The organism is Novipirellula artificiosorum (assembly GCF_007860135.1).
Taxonomy (GTDB): Bacteria; Planctomycetota; Planctomycetia; order Pirellulales; family Pirellulaceae; genus Novipirellula_A; species Novipirellula_A artificiosorum.
The window spans coordinates 971,162-987,437 of record NZ_SJPV01000001.1; the positions used below are offsets into that span (position 1 = coordinate 971,162).

Here is a 16,276-nt window from a genome sequence, read left to right on the forward strand (position 1 = left end):
CTATTCAATATAGACCGCGTCTTCGGGACATACTTGGGCGCACGTGTCGCATCGTGTGCATTTATCAGAGTCGATCGTGTGGATTCGATAGGGAGTCATTGGGATCGCATCCACCGGACACTCCTGAGCACAGAGCGTGCATCCAATGCACTTGTCATTGATCTTGTACTCGATCATTGCAATGCACTTGCCAGCCGGACAACGCCCTTCAAGATGAGCTTCAAATTCGTGGCGAAAGTACTTCAGCATCGAGAGGACCGGATTCGGCGCCGTTTTACCAAGACCGCATAGACTGCCTTGCGAGACATCATGTGAAAGCCGCTCGAGGGTATCCAAGTCGCCTTTTTTGCCTTTCCCCTCACAGATCCGGTCCAAGATATCCAACAAACGCCGCGTGCCGACTCGGCAAAACGTACACTTGCCGCACGATTGGTCTTGAGTGAATCGCAAGAAATAGCGGGCAATATCGACCATGCAATCGTCTTCGTCCAACACCACCAATCCACCGCTGCCCATGATCGCACCGACTTCCGCCAGCGATTCATAGTCGATCGACGTTTCGGCCAATTCAGCGGGAAGACAGCCACCCGATGGACCGCCCACTTGGACGGCTTTTAGTTTTTTTCCGTTCGCGACCCCGCCGCCGACGTCATCAATGACTTGCCGCATCGTGATTCCCATCGGCACCTCGATCAATCCACCACGAGCAACCTTGCCCGCCAAGGCAAAAACCTTGGTCCCCTTGCTCTTCTCGGTCCCGAGTGCCGCAAACGCGTCACTGCCATTGCGAATGATCCATGGAACCAATGCATAAGTCTCGACGTTATTGATCAACGTCGGCTGCTTCCAAAGACCCAACTCCGCGGGATACGGCGGTCGCAGGTGTGGCATGCCCCGCTCGCCTTGCATGGATGCCAACAACGCCGTCTCTTCACCACAAACGAATGCACCAGCGCCCTCCATGATGCCCAGCTTCAACGAAAAGTCGCTGCCTAACACATGGTCGCCTAAGATCCCTTGGTCCTCACAGATTTTGATCGCTTCCCGAATGCGTTTGACCGCCAACGGGTATTCTGCTCGTACATAGAAGTAGCCCTCACGCGACCCGACGGACAACGCCGCGATCGCCATCCCTTCGATGATGCGGTATGGGAACGATTCAAGCAGCATCCGGTCCATGAAGGCGCCGGGGTCGCCTTCGTCACCGTTGCAGATAATGTATTTCTTATCGCCTTGAACTTCACGGACTTTTTGCCACTTGATTCCCGTGGGGAAACCCGCACCACCGCGTCCTCGTAGCCCGCTCTTTTGCACTTCGTCAATCAGCTTGCCGGGATCGGCTATCTCGATAGCCTTCTTCAAAGCTACAAAGCCGTCGTGCCGTCGATACTCGTCCAGATTCATCGGGTCGATCTGACCACAGTACTCGGTCGCCAGGTGTTTTTGCGGTCCCAGGAATGCGCAGACGGCTCCTTCGCGAGGGCTGATCGCTTTTTGGATCGTCGGTTCGTCATCGTCGTCGCTCATGAAGCGGTCGAGCCAACGTTCCGCCCCATACGTCAACCGCTTCATCATTCCCTTGGGCTTGAAGTGCTTCAACACCAACGATTCAGCATCTTCGGGTTGAACCCGCGCATAAAGGCTGGCGTCTCCGGATTTGGGAACAATTTCTACAAGCGGCGTTTGATGACACATGCCGACACATCCGACCCGTTTCACGTCCGCGCAGGCACCCGATTCCGACAACACTCGTTCCACTGCGTCGCGTACCTTGGCGCTCCCTTGTGCAACGCAACACGAACCCATTCCAATTCGAATTTCACCTATCGATTCGCCCACGTTGTGATGCCGAACCGACGGCGCGGCCTTCACTCCGGAATGGTTCACACGGAAATCGTGAAGCATTTCAGGAATCTTCTTTGGAGTCAGCCCGCCGTAGGTGACTTCATCGATCTGAACGACCGGCGCCAACGTACAGCATCCCAAACACGCGACCGATTGAAGCGTGAACTTGCCATCTCGATCGGTGTCTTCCCCCTTAGCGATCTTCAATTCGGTGCGGAGTGAGTCCATCACCAATTGAGCACCCTTGACGTGACACGCTGTTCCCAAGCAAACGTGGATTAAGTGATTGCCAACCGGTTCATGCCGAAATTGAGTGTAGAAGGTCGAGACCCCTTCGATCGATGCAGGGGTGATTTGAGTGTGCGCACAAACATGGCGCAACGCGGTCTCTGGCAGGTAGCGATAATGCTGCTGGATCTGCTGCAAGATCGGGATCACCGCCTCGGGCCCACGCCCGGTCCGCTCAATTGCATCGTCGACAAAGGTTAAATCGATTTCACTCATTTCGTCTCTTTTTGCCGCCCAATACAAAACAAATGGGTCTCGCCTCGAATATACATCTTTCCGTCTTTGATCGCCGGGCTGGTCACGCATGCTTCGCCCAGCTCGTTCTCGGCAACCTCGCGACATGCTTCCGCCGTCGGCTCAACGATGAACACCTTACCATCGATGTCAATTAAAAACACCAAGTTCCCAATCATCGTCGGGGACGAAGAGAACGACGCATCCATCTCGTGTTCCCAGAGAGGATCGAGCCCCTCCTTGATGTCATAGCAGGTAAGCAAACCGTCCGACGTTACCAACAACACAAACTGTTCGGTCGCCAGCGGGCTGCAGAGATCGGGGACGCCGATGTAGCCGTCCCACAAAAGGTGCGTTTCCGTGACATCGCCTTGCCCGTCCGCTTTGATGGCCGTGACTCCGGGAACCTCGTTGGCGGTGATCACGATCCCGTCGACATAGGTTGGAGACGGTCCTACATCACCATACAAACAATCGGCTCGCCAAATTTCTTTTCCCTCGCGAGGCGAATAGGCGATCGCAAACGGTGAACCACACGTCAGCAGTTGGGGTGCATCGCCAATTTGCACGACAATCGGGGTTGGCCAAGAATTTGGGATTTCGTCACGGGGCGTTTCCCAGACGGTTTCGCCCGTTTCGGTGCTTAAGGCTAGCAGCCGCGACAACTTTTCACTTTCGCTGCCCTGGTCGAATTGCACAATCAGCAAGTCTTCAAACGTTGTTAGCGAGGAGGCATGCCCGTACGTGTTCTTCGGGATCCCCAAACTGCGCGACCATCGAAGTACGCCTTCGAAGTCAAACGCTCCGACATCGCCATTGGCAAAAATCGCGTAGACTCGTCGGCCATCGGTCGCCGTGGTTGGTGCCGCCAACCCGGTTGCCTGCATCACCTTCGGCACCTCCGCGGTGCTTTCCGCCGTGCCTGGTAATTCACTTTGCCACAACAACTCACCCGACGACGCGTTAAAACACATCACTTCGCGTTTGTCTTCCGTGGCCCCCGACATAAAAACATGGTCACCCCAAAGGGTCGGCGAATTGTTTCCAGCCAGCGGCACTTCGGTTTTCCAGAGAATGCCTTCTCCCGTCTCAACGTCCCATTGCGTCAAGACCTCCGAGTCCGAAGCGATCCCGAGTCCATGAGGTCCGCGAAAACGGGGCCAGTTAGCTTGAAGCTCTTCTTCGGTGGGGAACCCAGCCGGCAACTTGGCAAGCGTCGGTTCGTCCGGCAATTCCTCATCGATCTTGGGTTGGTCCGCCGAATCGGCGGATACAACTTCGGTCACTTCGATGACGTCTGGCGCTAAGTCGCTGCGAATCCCAACGAAGAATCCAATGGCCACAAGGAACCCGGCCGCCCCAAACGCGGCGACGGCATATCGTCCAATTCGATGGTCAACCTCTTCACTGTGTGTGCGAACCTCATTGGCAACCAGTTTCGGGTTCGGCAGACGGCGTCGAAGTGCGGCAGCCCCTTTACCAAGCCCAATTGCCAACGACGCACTTGCCAGCAACAACCAACTTCCCCAAGCTGCGAAACGACGACTGTTGAAATAGCTCTCACGAAGTTCCAGATCGAGTTGGCGAAACGATTGCTGCAAGGACTCGTTTGTGGGATCGAGTCGCAACTGCTGACGCATCTCCGCGTATTGAGTGGTCGTCAAGGGATCATCGGCCGTTCGTCGGCTGTAGTCCGCCAACAACATCACCGCGACAACCGCAGCAAACAAACCGCAGACGACGGCGCCACGAAACGCCAAATGGTATCGATCTCGAGCTGTGATCATGGTGTTGTCTCCAACGCGGTCGGCTTCTCTACGTTCAACTCCACCAACTCCGACACATCACCAATAATGCCCAATCGAACCTGTTCACCGGGACAATACCAGTAACATCGCGCGCACGACACACATCGCGAAGGATCGGGTTGGTAGTCGGTTCGCTTGCGTTTGAGCGACAGCGAGATCAATTTGACCGCGATGACGAAGCCGAACCAACCGCCAATCAACATTCCCAACGTCTTGAATCGCTGCTGAATCGAAAGGGCGGATGCGAATAGCTCTGCCTTGGGTTGCCCCGTGTTGCGGAAGGCATCACTGGCGTCGGTCGTGTCTTCGACATCGCCAGAGTCTTCCAGAATAATCCGCTCGGCAAGCCGCACGTCAGGATCCAATTTCGACAAGGGCGTCGCTAGCAGCCGACCGACGAACAAGCCGAGCAGGATCAGAACGGGAGCTAGAACGATCATTTGGGCTAATTGACGCCGTGCCGCAGCACGTTCGGACTTGGGCGGTGGAGACGACGGTGCCGAGATCGCACCGTAGGGACAGCTGTTTTCACATAAATGGCATGTGATGCATTTCTCAGGTGCGATCTTCGCATGCCACTTCGACCCTTTCGACAAGACTCCCAAAATGGCACCATAAGGACACAAGTACCGGCAGTAGGGGCGGCCGACAAAAACACCCAGCACCAACAAGGCGCCGCCAAAGACCAACATGTTCACATTGCCGCTAAGCCGAAACATCGAAACAAAGGGATCATAGCGGCAAATGATGAATGCCGTTCCTGTCGCGGCGTATAGGACAGCGAGGCCAAGGTAGAGGTAAGGAACCAGCCCAAGTGTGTGGTCAACCCACGACGGAACTCGGACCGGACGAACCGCAACGATCTCTTGAATCGCACCCAACGGACAGACCGAAGAGCAAAAGGTTCTGCCGAAAAACAAGGTGTAGACCAACGGCAAGACAAAGATGGCGACGACCGTCCAGGGGATAGCGTAGGTACCATCAAAGATCGCCAGCGTTACGTTCTGTGTCGCACCAATCGGGCAAATGCAACCACCACGAATGAATCCAAACCATGCTAACGAGGCGACCGCAAGCAAAAACAAGCCACGCCGAGATCGGTTGACGAGAGCGAAATAGGACGCCAGCGATAACGCAACGACGAGCAACCCGACATTCAGCCATTCCCAGCCCGAATGGTCGCCAGCCGCCGGCATTGAAATGGGAACTTCGTGATCCGTGAACTCAGGAACGGGAATCACGTCGGCGGCGTTTGCCATCGTGGCAAACGCCAAGCACGCAAAAGGGATCAGCAGCACCGAGAAGGATCGTGGTGCGGCGGCAAATGCCTGGCCACCGCTGCGCACGCGATGCCAGCCACTTACGATCGCCCCAACCGAGCATCGAGCACTAACCATCCGATGGCCTCCGGTTGGCGTCTTCCAAAGCTTGCTTTTCACGCCAATCGCGTTGTTTCGCGGTACGTGCCAACAGTGCGTCCGCTTCACGACGTTTCGATTCGTCATCACCTGCGACTCGTTCCATTTGCTTGCCTCGAGCATTCAGGACAGTCGCAGCACGCCGTTTCAAAATCTCAGCTTGGCTGGCCGGTACCCGATAGAAGGCTTCCGTCGGACAAGCGGTTGCGATCGCACATTCATTGCAATCAAGACATCGGTCGTGTTCAACCTGCAAGTAGAGCGACCCATTCATCAACGCGCACCCTTCCACACACTTGCCACAACCGATGCACAAGGGTTCGTCAATCGTGTATTCGTAATACCGTTGACCCGATTTCTCTTCAACGAACTCGCGAAGGATCGCACCCGTTGGACAGGCTTGGTTCTCGGCCGCGGTATCGAGCGACTTGTAGTCCATCTCAAAATACCCCGTGCAGATATCACAGAAACCGCACATGTCAAAGGCGTTGAAACACTTGACCGCGGAAACATCGAGCACACAGTAGGTTGCGCAATTGCCGCAGGCAGTACACTTGTCGGGATCAAGCTGCCACACCATCGGCTCGCCTTCTGTTCGGCGACCCGCCAAAAATCCTCCGCTGCCAACGACGGCAACCACACCCGTGGTGCGGACGGCATCGGTGATGAACTCGCGTCGATCTTGTTGTTTTTCTTCCAACGGCATCAGGATCTCCTCGGCTTCATTTCAATCGCTCGGCGCCGCGGCAAATCGCATCGCGGGGCCAATCCGCAACTTTGACAAGGCAACGTTCTTGCACAATCCGATGCGTTAGACGAACGCCACGCCAAGAGGGCGGACCCAACGGCTAAAACGGTCATCGCAGCCCAGCGGTACAGGCTGACCAGCCATTGCCGCCGAGAGGAGTGTTGTGGCAATTCTTTATTCATGGTTCGCGTCCGATGCAGTCGTTCGTTCAAAAATCCGAATCTCTCGTCGGTTTGGATCCAAGATCAAAATGCGATCCTCTCGATCGGTTGCAACATCCAAGACTTGCAAACTGTGGTCGTCGCGTATTTCAATCGTATTGGTCATGCCCTTGGAAAACATCTGGGGCGTTGCGACTACTGAGTCAAGGACTCCCTCCGCATCATAGACCTTCACTCGCGGGATTCCTTTCTCAGCCGTCACAAAACGACCATCCGCCAGCATCGCGATGGCGGCCGGATTACAACAGCCAAAAAAGCCTTCGATGCTGGCCGACGCGGTTCCCCAATGTCCCAGCAAATCCCCGTTGGCGGTATACGTTTCGACTCGTCGCGCCCCGGGATTGGCCACTCGCAGCAAACCATCGTCCGAGGCCACAATGTCAAAATGGGCACTCGGAACGACGAATCCGATGATGCCTCGATCGGGCGCAGGTGTACCAATCACACCGATCTGTTTTCCCTCGGCGTCCCAATGCAGCACCACGCGATTTCCCGCATCGGCAGCAAACACACTATTCTCGAATACTGCGATCGACGTCAACGCCGTCTTTTCGTCTAGACCGTCGGTCAGGCTACCGACCGAGTCGCCATTGTCGTCAAAAAGTTCGATCCGATTGCCCGTGCCCACGAAGATCCGTCCTTCATACGGGTGGTCCTCGGCGGCAACGGCAATGCAAGTCGGTTCGCTCGCCAACGGAATCGACTTGACGAGCTCTCCCTCCGCACTAAGCACTTGAACAACGGAGTCGCCAGCCACCAATAGTCGGTTGTCCCGATCGGTGGCGATGGCGTGGACAACATCCATTTGTAGTGGGATCGATTGGGTTTCGACATAGGCGATCAAGGCCGGATCCACCTCTGTCAACTTGGCCGTATCGATTCCGAATCGCGGTGACAAGCCGTTGCCGTTGTTGCCCCAATTGTCGACTTGGAGCACCGCAACCAAAGCGCCAAATGCAACGGCAATCGCAAGCGTCCAAACGATAATCGACCCCATCCCTGTGGGGCGTTGCACCGGCGATTCGTCGTGAGGGGCTTGTGTTTTGTCTGTCATACGGTGAATTGCTTTATTGCGGCATCAGTGATCAGGCGAATTATAGTTGATGTGCGACGATCTTTTCAGCGTGAAGAAGGATCGCCATTTGTGGTGAGGCCGCCCTACGGAGGGTCGCGACGCAAATCCAAACATGCCATCTTCGTCAAATCGCGAACGATGAGTCGGCCAGATGCAATCGCCATCGGTCCCCATGCTTCGTTGCCATGATCGAAAACTTCCATCTCCCAAAGCGGCTTGTACGCTTCGGCGGTTGCCTCGGCAGCAACCAAACGACCTTCGTCGGAGAGCATCAAAATCAACTCGTCTGCGATCATATACGGACCATTGCCGAATTTGTCTTGACCGCTATTCCAAACTTCGTTTCCATCCAAGTCCATACAAACAAATTGGCCTCCGCGATGTTTACGAATGCCAAACAAATGACCTTCGTAAAGCATTGGAGTTTGTTGCTCGGAGTTGAATTGTTTTCGATCGAGCTCCGGTCCTGGTTTGGCAACCATCGTATCGCCAGACTTTTCTAAATGCAGGTACATCGCACCAATGGAATCGTAACCACTGCATAAGAAGATCTTGTTCTTGGGAAGTCCCAGCGGTGAGGGGCTGGTGGCGAAATGCTCGTCCCAAGATGTCTCGTCCCAGAGCAACTTGCCTTCGTTCGCCGAAACACCCACGGTACCGCCCGTGCCACAGTAGACATACATTCGTTCCGAAGACGCTTCGTCTTCCGCGGTGAACTCAATCGGCATGATCGAACAATGCGACATTCGCCAAGCCCTGGGGTTGGGAGATCGCCAGATCTCGTCACCCGTTTGCAGATCAAGAGCGACCATCAGCGCCTCTTTGCCACAAGGAGCCAAAATCACACGACCTTGATCGATCAACGGGCATTGTCCCGTGTACCATTGGCGTTCCTCACTGCCGTACCTCTGTACCATGCTGAACAACCATCGACACGCTCCCGTGTCGGCATCCCAGCATGCGACATGGCACCGCGGTCCAATCGTGACGACCGAGTCGCCTTCGATCGCAGGGACGGTCCGTGTCATACCATGATTTGGAGCAATCTGTGCCGGGTAGCTATTGCGCCATATCTCACGCCCATCCGAAAGCGACAAGCAGCGTAAGACATCAAGTTCGTTTTCGGCATCGTAATCGAGCAAATAAACGCGCCCATCACGAATCGCTGGCGCCGCATAGCCTTCTTCGACGTCGATCTGCCACAAAACGGGAGGTCCCTCGGGGGCGTGGCGACGCGCTAAAGGTGTTTTGTCGGTCGCAATCGCGTCGCGATTGGGTCCACGAAACCCTGACCACGCACCCTCGATCGGTGCAGGTTGCCCAGGACCCATCGTCGGCTCACCCGCAACAAGGTCGCGGTTGTCCGTGTTCGCTGCCGTTTCAGGCGTACCGTCCAATCCAGGTTTCCGTCGAGCGAACTGGCTTGTGGGGGCCAGTGCCGTCCAAAGCACCAGAAGAACGATGCCAATGACCGCGAGTGAGGCAGGGAAGATCACGGTCAGGTGAGTTTGTTTCATCTTGGCCGTTATTGTAGCCACCCGCTGTAGGTACGCCAACGGCAACCCATGACGCCGCGACGTTAGGACGCAGGTCGGCGCTGCGTCAATCCTGAGCAGGGGAATGTGGGTCGCGCGTGCATTTTATCAAACAATTTTTGACGAACGGTCCATCCGTAACATGCCCGTAACATGGCGTCCGTAGAATAACCCTGTTGTCAACTTTCCAAACGCGTCCTCTTGAACGGGATCACTCCAATGAAACGACACACGATTCGACTTGCTGCAGCTGTTTTCACGGCTCTGACTGTGAACTTTACTGCTGGCCCACCCACCCATGCACAAACCGCTTCGGAGAGACTTGAAAAGGGGATCTATACCGAAGAAACCGTGGGTAACCTGGATGAAGCCATCAAGATCTATCGCTCGATTGTCGCCGATGCCAAAGAGACCGAGGCATTGGGGGCAAAGGCTCAATACCGACTGGCAAGCTGCCTGTCAAAAAAGGGAGATCAGGCAGGAGCGGTTGCCGCCTATGAAGCTCTGATTAAGAACTACCCCAATCAAAAGGAACTGGTTTCCAAGGCACGAGAACAGTTACCTGCGAAATTGGAGCTTGGAGAAGCGCCGTGGAACGATGGCGAGCAATTGACGTTGACCATGAAACTCGCAGGCGGCCAACCCATCGGATTAGTGGGGTTGAGCGTGAAATCCGAGAATCTGGATGGAAAGCCAGTTTGGGGAATGTCGATCCGACGTTTGATTGCCGGTGGTCAAAACCAAGGCATCAGTCATGTCGTTGTTGACCAAGTCACGAATCGACCGCTGACCAGTGTTTGGCAGCATACGTTGCTCGGCTCGTTTGAAGGGAAGTACAGCGATGACCAACTGACGATCACCAACCTCGACAGCGAAGATCCCGCAAAGGTCGTTGAACTTGACCAAGTCGCGTATGACAATGACCAGTGGTTTTACGCGATGCGGCAATTGCCGCTGGCGGTTGGCTACAAAGGAACGTTATCGACGCGAGTGGTGATGTCGGGTGGTGCTCAGGTGGACATTGGAATCACCGTGCCAAGCAAAGAAACCGTGGAAACACCCGTCGGAAGCTTCGAGTGCTTCAAGTTGGAAATGAGCATTGGCCAAACATTTTGGTTTGCGGATGTGCCTGAAAAGTATTTGGTCAAATTTGAGGCTGGCGGTGTGGAAGCGGTCCTTAGCAACATCGGCGACTCGGAGCCGACAACGGTCAAGAACACTGCTCTTGGTTTCTCTTTTGCCGTGCCGGTCGATTGGTTTGGGATGGACTTGCCATCCGACGTTCCAACTGCATCGACTGCGGTGGTTTTGGCTGGCCCCGGATTATCCAATGGGATGTTGAGAGTGTTGGTGAAATCCAAGTTGACGGACGAAGAGCAAGCGTCACCACGTGCGTGGATGGAAAGTAAGCTGAAGGAGAGTAAAACGACTTTTAAGAATCTAGAACCAGACGACACGGGGATCACCGAGACCACGCTCGGCCAAATGCCTGCTGCGACGCTCGGATTGAGCTACCTCAATGGAAAACGAAAAGTCTTGAGTCAAAACGTGGTCACATTCCAGGACGAAAAAGGAGTCGCGTTGTACATCGAGATGCCTGAAGACGACGCGGATGACTTGAAGGCAACGTTGATGAGTATCGCCGATTCGATCCAAGTGAAGTAGTGTGATTCGTGTCGATGTTTGCCAAACCTTCGAGCAGCGATCGCGGCTCCGTCGTGCGTCTTGCGTTGTTGCTGATTATCCTTCTCGCGGTTCCTTCCATCGGCGTTCTTTGGTTCGTCAGCGTGGCAATGAACAACGAGCAATTGGCTTCACGTCAGCGGATGGCGGACGCCTATCGTTTGCATCTGCGCGGCGCGACCCGGATCCTGACGGATCATTGGCAAGCCAAGACGCGAGAAATTCAGCAGAGACGCCAGGAATTGACGCCAGCCGCCCTATTTGCCGAGGTGGCGTCCGGTGGATTCGCAGATGCTTTGCTGGCATACAATCCCGAGGGACGATTGCTCTACCCCAACGAATTGACTCGCGATGAAGGAGTCGACAAGAGTGACGCACGTTGGAGCGAGGCAGAGTCGCTCGAGTTCCAAACGCTTGATCTGCCAGCAGCGATCGCGATCTATCGCGACTTGGCCTCCGAAAATGAATCGGAAGCCGCCAAGAGACAAGCCTCCCTTGCATTGGCTCGGTGCTTGTTTCGCAACGGAGAGCACGCGGAAGCATGCGAAATCATACTTGGGGTGCCGCAAGATACGGCCGTTGCACGCGACCTCGCCAACCACGAGATGTTGGCGTTGGAATTTCTTGGCGATACGAAAAGCAACGCTGGCGAGAAGATTTTGCTGCGTTTGGAGCAGCGGCTACGCAACTACAACGACTTGACGCTCTCGTCGGCTCAGCGCGTGTTCCTGATGAACCGACTGACTGAATTACTTGGGAAGGAAACGCAATTCCCAACCTTTGCGACTGAGCGAACGGCAGCGTCCTTCGTTGCTGCGCAGCCTGTGCCAACCATCGTTCCGTTGTTTCTTCGCACACCGCTCGCCGACATCTGGCAACTGGGTACACCGGACGGAAAGACGCTACTCTTGTTCGGTAGGGATCGAATTGTCAGTGAATCGGAAACGCTCTTGAGCTCCACCGCCTCGCTTGATGCCGCAACCATTCGACTGCTTGCCCCCGACCAGAATGCGGATCCGGATGAATACCTGGCCGTTACCGCCGGCGACGTTTTTCCCGGATGGCGGTTGTCACTTTCGCTCAATGACAAGAGTGAAATCGAACGTGCAGCGACGAGACGCAATACCATCACCCTCTGGACGGGATTGATGGTCATCTTGGCGACCTGTGCCCTGATGCTGCTGATTGCGAGGACGGTTCAACATCAGATGCAGCTTGCCAGACTAAAAAACGACTTGGTGGGGACCGTTTCGCATGAACTGAAAACGCCACTCGCTTCGATGCGTCTGCTGGTCGACACGCTGCTCGATGCAGAGTCGTTTGACGAGAACCTGACTCGGGAATACTTGCAGTTGATTGGAAAAGAAAACGAAAGACTGTGCCGTGTGATGGACAACTTCCTGGCGTTTTCACGCATGGATCGTCGGATGCATACCTTCACGTTCGTCCCTTGCGATGTGCGGAAGCTGATCCTGCGAAGTGTCGAGGCAGCAGGAGATCGGTTTCATGCGGCGGATTGTCAGTTGGACGTCCGTGTTGATGACGACTTGCCAACGCTCAATGCCGATACGGATGCAATCGTGACCGCGATTTTGAACCTGCTCGAGAACGCCTACAAGTATTCGGATCCCGTGCGGCAGATTCAGATTCATGCGTCTGAGCAAGCAGGAAGAATCCGCATCGCCGTCGCCGACAATGGGATTGGCCTCTCACGGCGCACCGCGGCGAAGGTTTGCCAGCGATTTTATCAAGTGGATCGAAGCTTGGCACGCAAGGGGCAGGGTTGTGGTTTAGGGTTGAGCATCGTTCAGTTTATTGTGTCGGCTCATCACGGTCGACTTCAAATCGACAGTTTGCCGGGTAGCGGAAGTACGTTTACCATCCTGTTACCAGTAGCTGAGGCAAGCCAAGGAAGGGAGATTGCCCCATGACGACTTCCAAAGTTTTGATCATCGAAGACGACGCGACGCTGCTACGAGGGCTCAGCGACAACCTTCGCTGCCAGGGCTACGACGTTTGTACGGCGACCGAGGGAAAACAGGGACTGGAAGCCGCCTTGTCCCTCAACCCGGATTTGATCTTGCTTGACATTATGTTGCCAGGGATCAATGGCTATCAGATCTGTGATGAATTGCGAAGACGCAAACTCACTTGCACCATCATCATGCTGACGGCGAAAGGACAAGAGGAAGACATTGTGCGCGGTCTGGAGCTTGGGGCAGATGACTATGTGACCAAGCCGTTCAGCATTCGGGAATTGTTGGCGCGAGTGAAAGCATTCTTACGTCGACAAAATGCAGAAGCCATTAGCGAATACCACTTCGGTGATCTCCATCTCGACCTCCTCTCGCATAAGCTGAGTCGAAGGGGACAAGAAGTGAAGTTAACGGCAAAGGAATACCGTCTATTGGAGTTTTTTGTGCAACGGCGATCCCGAGCCCTGACTCGCAACGAGATCCTCAACCATGTTTGGGGACGGTCTGTGATCGTGACCGGTCGCAGTGTGGACCGCTGTGTCACGACACTGCGTCAAAAGATCGAAGACGATGTTCGGAATCCAACGTTCATTCGGACGATTCGCGACGTCGGCTATCGGTTTGAAAAACCACAAGACGCCACGAATCATCCCTAACCTTTTCGGCAAGCTGGCAACCCTGACGGACCCCATTTGGCATTTCTCGGCCGTTTTCCGCTCGAAAGGTGCCGAGAGCCACTGAGTTTAGGCCGTTGCGTGGAACCTTCATCGGGTAGAATCGAGGTAGCAAACTTGCTTGTCGGCGACAATCCGCTCGCCCTATCCTCTTTTCCCGGAGCTCTTCGATGAAACGCCCATTTAACCTGTTTCTGGTCCTTGCGGTCATGATCGGATTTGGACAACAAACGACCAGCATCAATCATGCTCAGGATGTAACGATTACCATCGAGAAGGGAAAGAAAGAGTCGAAGGCCAAGTCGAAAGCCCCTTTCACTGGCAAGCGACCCGCCGTTGATGTGGCGATCTTGCTTGACACCTCCAATTCCATGGACGGCTTGATCGATCAAGCCAAAAGCCAGCTATGGAATATCGTCCAGGAGTTTGCAAAAGCAAAAAAGAATGGCAGAACGCCTGAACTTCGTGTCTCCGTATTCGAATATGGCAATTCGGGCTTGCCCGCTCGGGAAGGCTACATCCGCCAAGTCATCCAATTGACCGATGATTTGGACAAAGTGTCGGAAGCCCTGTTTGCGTTACGCACCGGCGGCGGTGACGAGTATTGTGGCGCAGTCATCAACGAGGCGATCAAACGGCTTGATTGGAGTGGACAGGCCAATGCATACAAAGCGATCTTCATCGCGGGCAATGAGCCGTTTACGCAAGGCTCCGTCGATTACAAATCCGCTTGCCGTAACGCGATCGAATCCGGCATCGTCGTCAACACCATTCACTGTGGTGATTATCAGCGAGGTGTCCAGGGGAAATGGAAAGATGGCGCCGACATGGCGGAAGGCGAGTACATGAATATCAACCAAGATGAAAAGGTGGTTCATATCCAATGCCCCCAAGACAAGATCATCATTGAACTCAATAGCCAACTCAATGAAACCTACTTGTGGTATGGCTCAAAAAATGAACGCACTCGTTACGCTGAAAACCAGGTCGCTCAGGACCTGAATGCGAGCAGCCTTGGCGGACTCAGTAGTCGGGCTGCGACCAAGGCAGGATCGTTGTATCGAAATGTCGGACGCGATTTGGTGGATACCTTTGAAGAGGACGAGGAGGCAATCTTGCAATTGAAGGCAGACGATCTGCCCGAGGAATTGCGCAAGCTCACACCAACGGAGCGACTCAAGAAAGTCGCGGCGATCTCGAAGCTTCGGGCGGAGATCAAGGCAAAATTGGCGACTGTGAGTAAGGAACGGCAAGCCTATCTCGCCGCAGAACGGGCGAAGATGACAGAAACCCCCGCAGCCGCAACGCTCGGGGATGCGTTTGCCGAGGCCGTGGAGGAACAACTGGTTGAGTCCGGCTTTGACCTCAGCGACGAGTGAGGGCTAGCTCTGGCATCCCTTGGACGTCAATCGTGATCACCGTTGCAATCGGATCGATTGCTGATTCGGGGACGTCGATCACCCATTGCTCGTTCCCTTGGTTGACCGAGAGTGTGGTTTCAGGAGTCGCCAGCAGCGACGCGCGTCGAATGGGATTGCGCAATGCTGGGAGGGTCAACTTGCCATGGGCGGGCCATTCAAACACGTGCAAATACAGTGTTCCCCCTCTGCGCGTGACTCGTCCCCATTCGGGACGAAACAAGGCGGCTTCGCTGCCATACAGCGATTCACCGTTGACCGACATCCAGTCGCCGATGGCGCGAAGTCGGTCCACGCTCGCTTGCGGAAACGTTCCGTCTGCTTTAGGACCTACGTTCAACAAGTAGTTCCCACCCTTACTGGCAATATCAATGAGGTTGCGGATCAGTGTTTCGGAACTTTTCCAATTCTCGTCCGAGGCTTTGAATCCCCAAGTGTCATTCATTGTCATGCATGATTCCCAGTCGCTATCGACCCCGGTCGCAGGAATCTCTTGCTCTGGCGTGCCAAAGTCACCTGCAAACGAATCTTCCTTCGAGAACCCGCCCATCCCCTTGCGACCGGCACCCACTCGATTGTTGACGATCAGGTTTGGATTCAACGCTAACAACCACTGGTAGAGCGATTTCCCGTCTGCGTCGGTCCACCACGAGGGCCACTCGCCATCAAACCAGAGCACATGCGTGTTGTAATCGACGATCAATTTCCGCAAGTGTTCCTTCATGTAGTCCGTGTAAGCCTGTTTTTGTCCTTCGACCATCCGAGTCGGATTCCACTTCGGCTTGCCATCGTTTTCGCTGCTGGGCAATTGCGAATCATGATGCCAATCCATGATGGAATAGTAGGTGCAGAATTTCAATCCATGACGCTCGCACGCTTCGCTGAGTGGTTTGAGAAGGTCTTTCTTGTAGGGTGTTGCGTCGACGATGTCGTAATCCGTTTGCGAATCGAATAAGCAAAATCCGTCGTGATGCTTCGATGTGATCACGATGTACTTCATCCCGGCATACTTGGCGATCCGCACCCACTCGTCGGCATCAAAGGACTGCGGGTCAAACTGCGAAGCATATTTCTCGTATTCCTCACGTGGGATGTTGGCCTTATCCATGATCCATTCGCCAATTCCTTTGACGTCATTGCCTTGGTATTCTCCGGCGGGAACCGCATACAAGCCCCAGTGAATGAACATGCCAAAGCGGTCATTTCGCCACCAATCCATGCGATCGCCTTGCTGCGACTCCGAGCGGACTTGGGCAAAGCCATTCGGAGTACTTTGAGCCAGCAAGAGAGTGGCGAGAAGCAAGCCAAGGAGCCGACTAAATTTTCGAGTCATCATCTTTTTGTTTCCTTGAC

The 16,276-nt window shown here is 54.6% G+C and carries 11 protein-coding genes; 4 read left to right on the forward strand and 7 right to left on the reverse strand.

All coding sequences use genetic code 11. The features are described from left to right. The 6 genes from Poly41_RS03445 to Poly41_RS03470 form a co-directional block, all read right to left on the reverse strand. Nucleotides 1–2,349, reverse strand: coding sequence for an NAD(P)H-dependent oxidoreductase subunit E (locus tag Poly41_RS03445; protein WP_146524489.1), 2,349 nt, complete (start codon nt 2,347–2,349; stop codon nt 1–3). Next, nucleotides 2,346–4,154, reverse strand: a complete 1,809-nt coding sequence (locus Poly41_RS03450; protein ID WP_146524490.1) for an outer membrane protein assembly factor BamB family protein — start codon at nt 4,152–4,154, stop codon at nt 2,346–2,348. The genes Poly41_RS03445 and Poly41_RS03450 overlap by 4 nt, the downstream gene beginning before the upstream one ends. Beyond that, nucleotides 4,151–5,572 carry a 4Fe-4S binding protein gene (locus Poly41_RS03455; protein ID WP_197231036.1) on the reverse strand — a complete coding sequence of 474 codons (1,422 nt, stop codon included), beginning with the start codon at nt 5,570–5,572 and terminating at the stop codon, nt 4,151–4,153. The genes Poly41_RS03450 and Poly41_RS03455 overlap by 4 nt, the downstream gene beginning before the upstream one ends. Then, nucleotides 5,565–6,299, reverse strand: a complete 735-nt coding sequence (locus Poly41_RS03460; protein WP_146524492.1) for a 4Fe-4S binding protein — start codon at nt 6,297–6,299, stop codon at nt 5,565–5,567. Before Poly41_RS03460 ends, Poly41_RS03455 begins: the two co-directional genes overlap by 8 nt. A gap of 216 nt (nt 6,300–6,515) precedes the next feature. Further along, nucleotides 6,516–7,616, reverse strand: coding sequence for an NHL repeat-containing protein (locus Poly41_RS03465; RefSeq protein WP_146524493.1), 1,101 nt, complete (start codon nt 7,614–7,616; stop codon nt 6,516–6,518). A 104-nt stretch (nt 7,617–7,720) separates the two neighbouring features. Then, entirely contained in the window at nt 7,721–9,154 is a 1,434-nt protein-coding gene (locus Poly41_RS03470) for an outer membrane protein assembly factor BamB family protein (protein ID WP_146524494.1), read from the reverse strand. Nucleotides 9,155–9,391: 237 nt separating this feature from the next. Between Poly41_RS03470 and Poly41_RS03475 the strand changes: the two genes are divergently transcribed. The 4 genes from Poly41_RS03475 (at nt 9,392) to Poly41_RS03490 (ending at nt 14,884) form a co-directional block, all read left to right on the forward strand. Further along, complete coding sequence (locus Poly41_RS03475; protein WP_146524495.1) at nt 9,392–10,837, forward strand: DUF3108 domain-containing protein; 1,446 nt, start codon at nt 9,392–9,394, stop codon at nt 10,835–10,837. Nucleotides 10,838–10,851: 14 nt separating this feature from the next. Continuing rightward, nucleotides 10,852–12,786, forward strand: coding sequence for a sensor histidine kinase (locus Poly41_RS03480; RefSeq protein ID WP_146524496.1), 1,935 nt, complete (start codon nt 10,852–10,854; stop codon nt 12,784–12,786). Continuing rightward, entirely contained in the window at nt 12,783–13,487 is a 705-nt protein-coding gene (locus tag Poly41_RS03485) for a response regulator transcription factor (protein WP_146524497.1), read from the forward strand. The genes Poly41_RS03480 and Poly41_RS03485 overlap by 4 nt, the downstream gene beginning before the upstream one ends. A gap of 188 nt (nt 13,488–13,675) precedes the next feature. Continuing rightward, nucleotides 13,676–14,884, forward strand: coding sequence for a vWA domain-containing protein (locus Poly41_RS03490; protein WP_146524498.1), 1,209 nt, complete (start codon nt 13,676–13,678; stop codon nt 14,882–14,884). Here the strand turns inward: Poly41_RS03490 and Poly41_RS03495 are convergent. Next, nucleotides 14,871–16,259 carry an alpha-L-fucosidase gene (locus Poly41_RS03495; RefSeq protein ID WP_146524499.1) on the reverse strand — a complete coding sequence of 463 codons (1,389 nt, stop codon included), beginning with the start codon at nt 16,257–16,259 and terminating at the stop codon, nt 14,871–14,873. The genes Poly41_RS03490 and Poly41_RS03495 overlap by 14 nt on opposite strands. Nucleotides 16,260–16,276: the final 17 nt, after the last annotated feature.

Coding starts and splice junctions, on each gene's coding strand:
- Poly41_RS03445 (WP_146524489.1), bottom strand. CDS start 2,349: ATGAGTGAAATCGATTTAACCTTTGTCGACGATGCAATTGAGCGGACC.
- Poly41_RS03450 (WP_146524490.1), bottom strand. CDS start 4,154: ATGATCACAGCTCGAGATCGATACCATTTGGCGTTTCGTGGCGCCGTC.
- Poly41_RS03455 (WP_197231036.1), bottom strand. CDS start 5,572: ATGGTTAGTGCTCGATGCTCGGTTGGGGCGATCGTAAGTGGCTGGCAT.
- Poly41_RS03460 (WP_146524492.1), bottom strand. CDS start 6,299: ATGCCGTTGGAAGAAAAACAACAAGATCGACGCGAGTTCATCACCGAT.
- Poly41_RS03465 (WP_146524493.1), bottom strand. CDS start 7,616: ATGACAGACAAAACACAAGCCCCTCACGACGAATCGCCGGTGCAACGC.
- Poly41_RS03470 (WP_146524494.1), bottom strand. CDS start 9,154: ATGAAACAAACTCACCTGACCGTGATCTTCCCTGCCTCACTCGCGGTC.
- Poly41_RS03475 (WP_146524495.1), top strand. CDS start 9,392: ATGAAACGACACACGATTCGACTTGCTGCAGCTGTTTTCACGGCTCTG.
- Poly41_RS03480 (WP_146524496.1), top strand. CDS start 10,852: ATGTTTGCCAAACCTTCGAGCAGCGATCGCGGCTCCGTCGTGCGTCTT.
- Poly41_RS03485 (WP_146524497.1), top strand. CDS start 12,783: ATGACGACTTCCAAAGTTTTGATCATCGAAGACGACGCGACGCTGCTA.
- Poly41_RS03490 (WP_146524498.1), top strand. CDS start 13,676: ATGAAACGCCCATTTAACCTGTTTCTGGTCCTTGCGGTCATGATCGGA.
- Poly41_RS03495 (WP_146524499.1), bottom strand. CDS start 16,259: ATGATGACTCGAAAATTTAGTCGGCTCCTTGGCTTGCTTCTCGCCACT.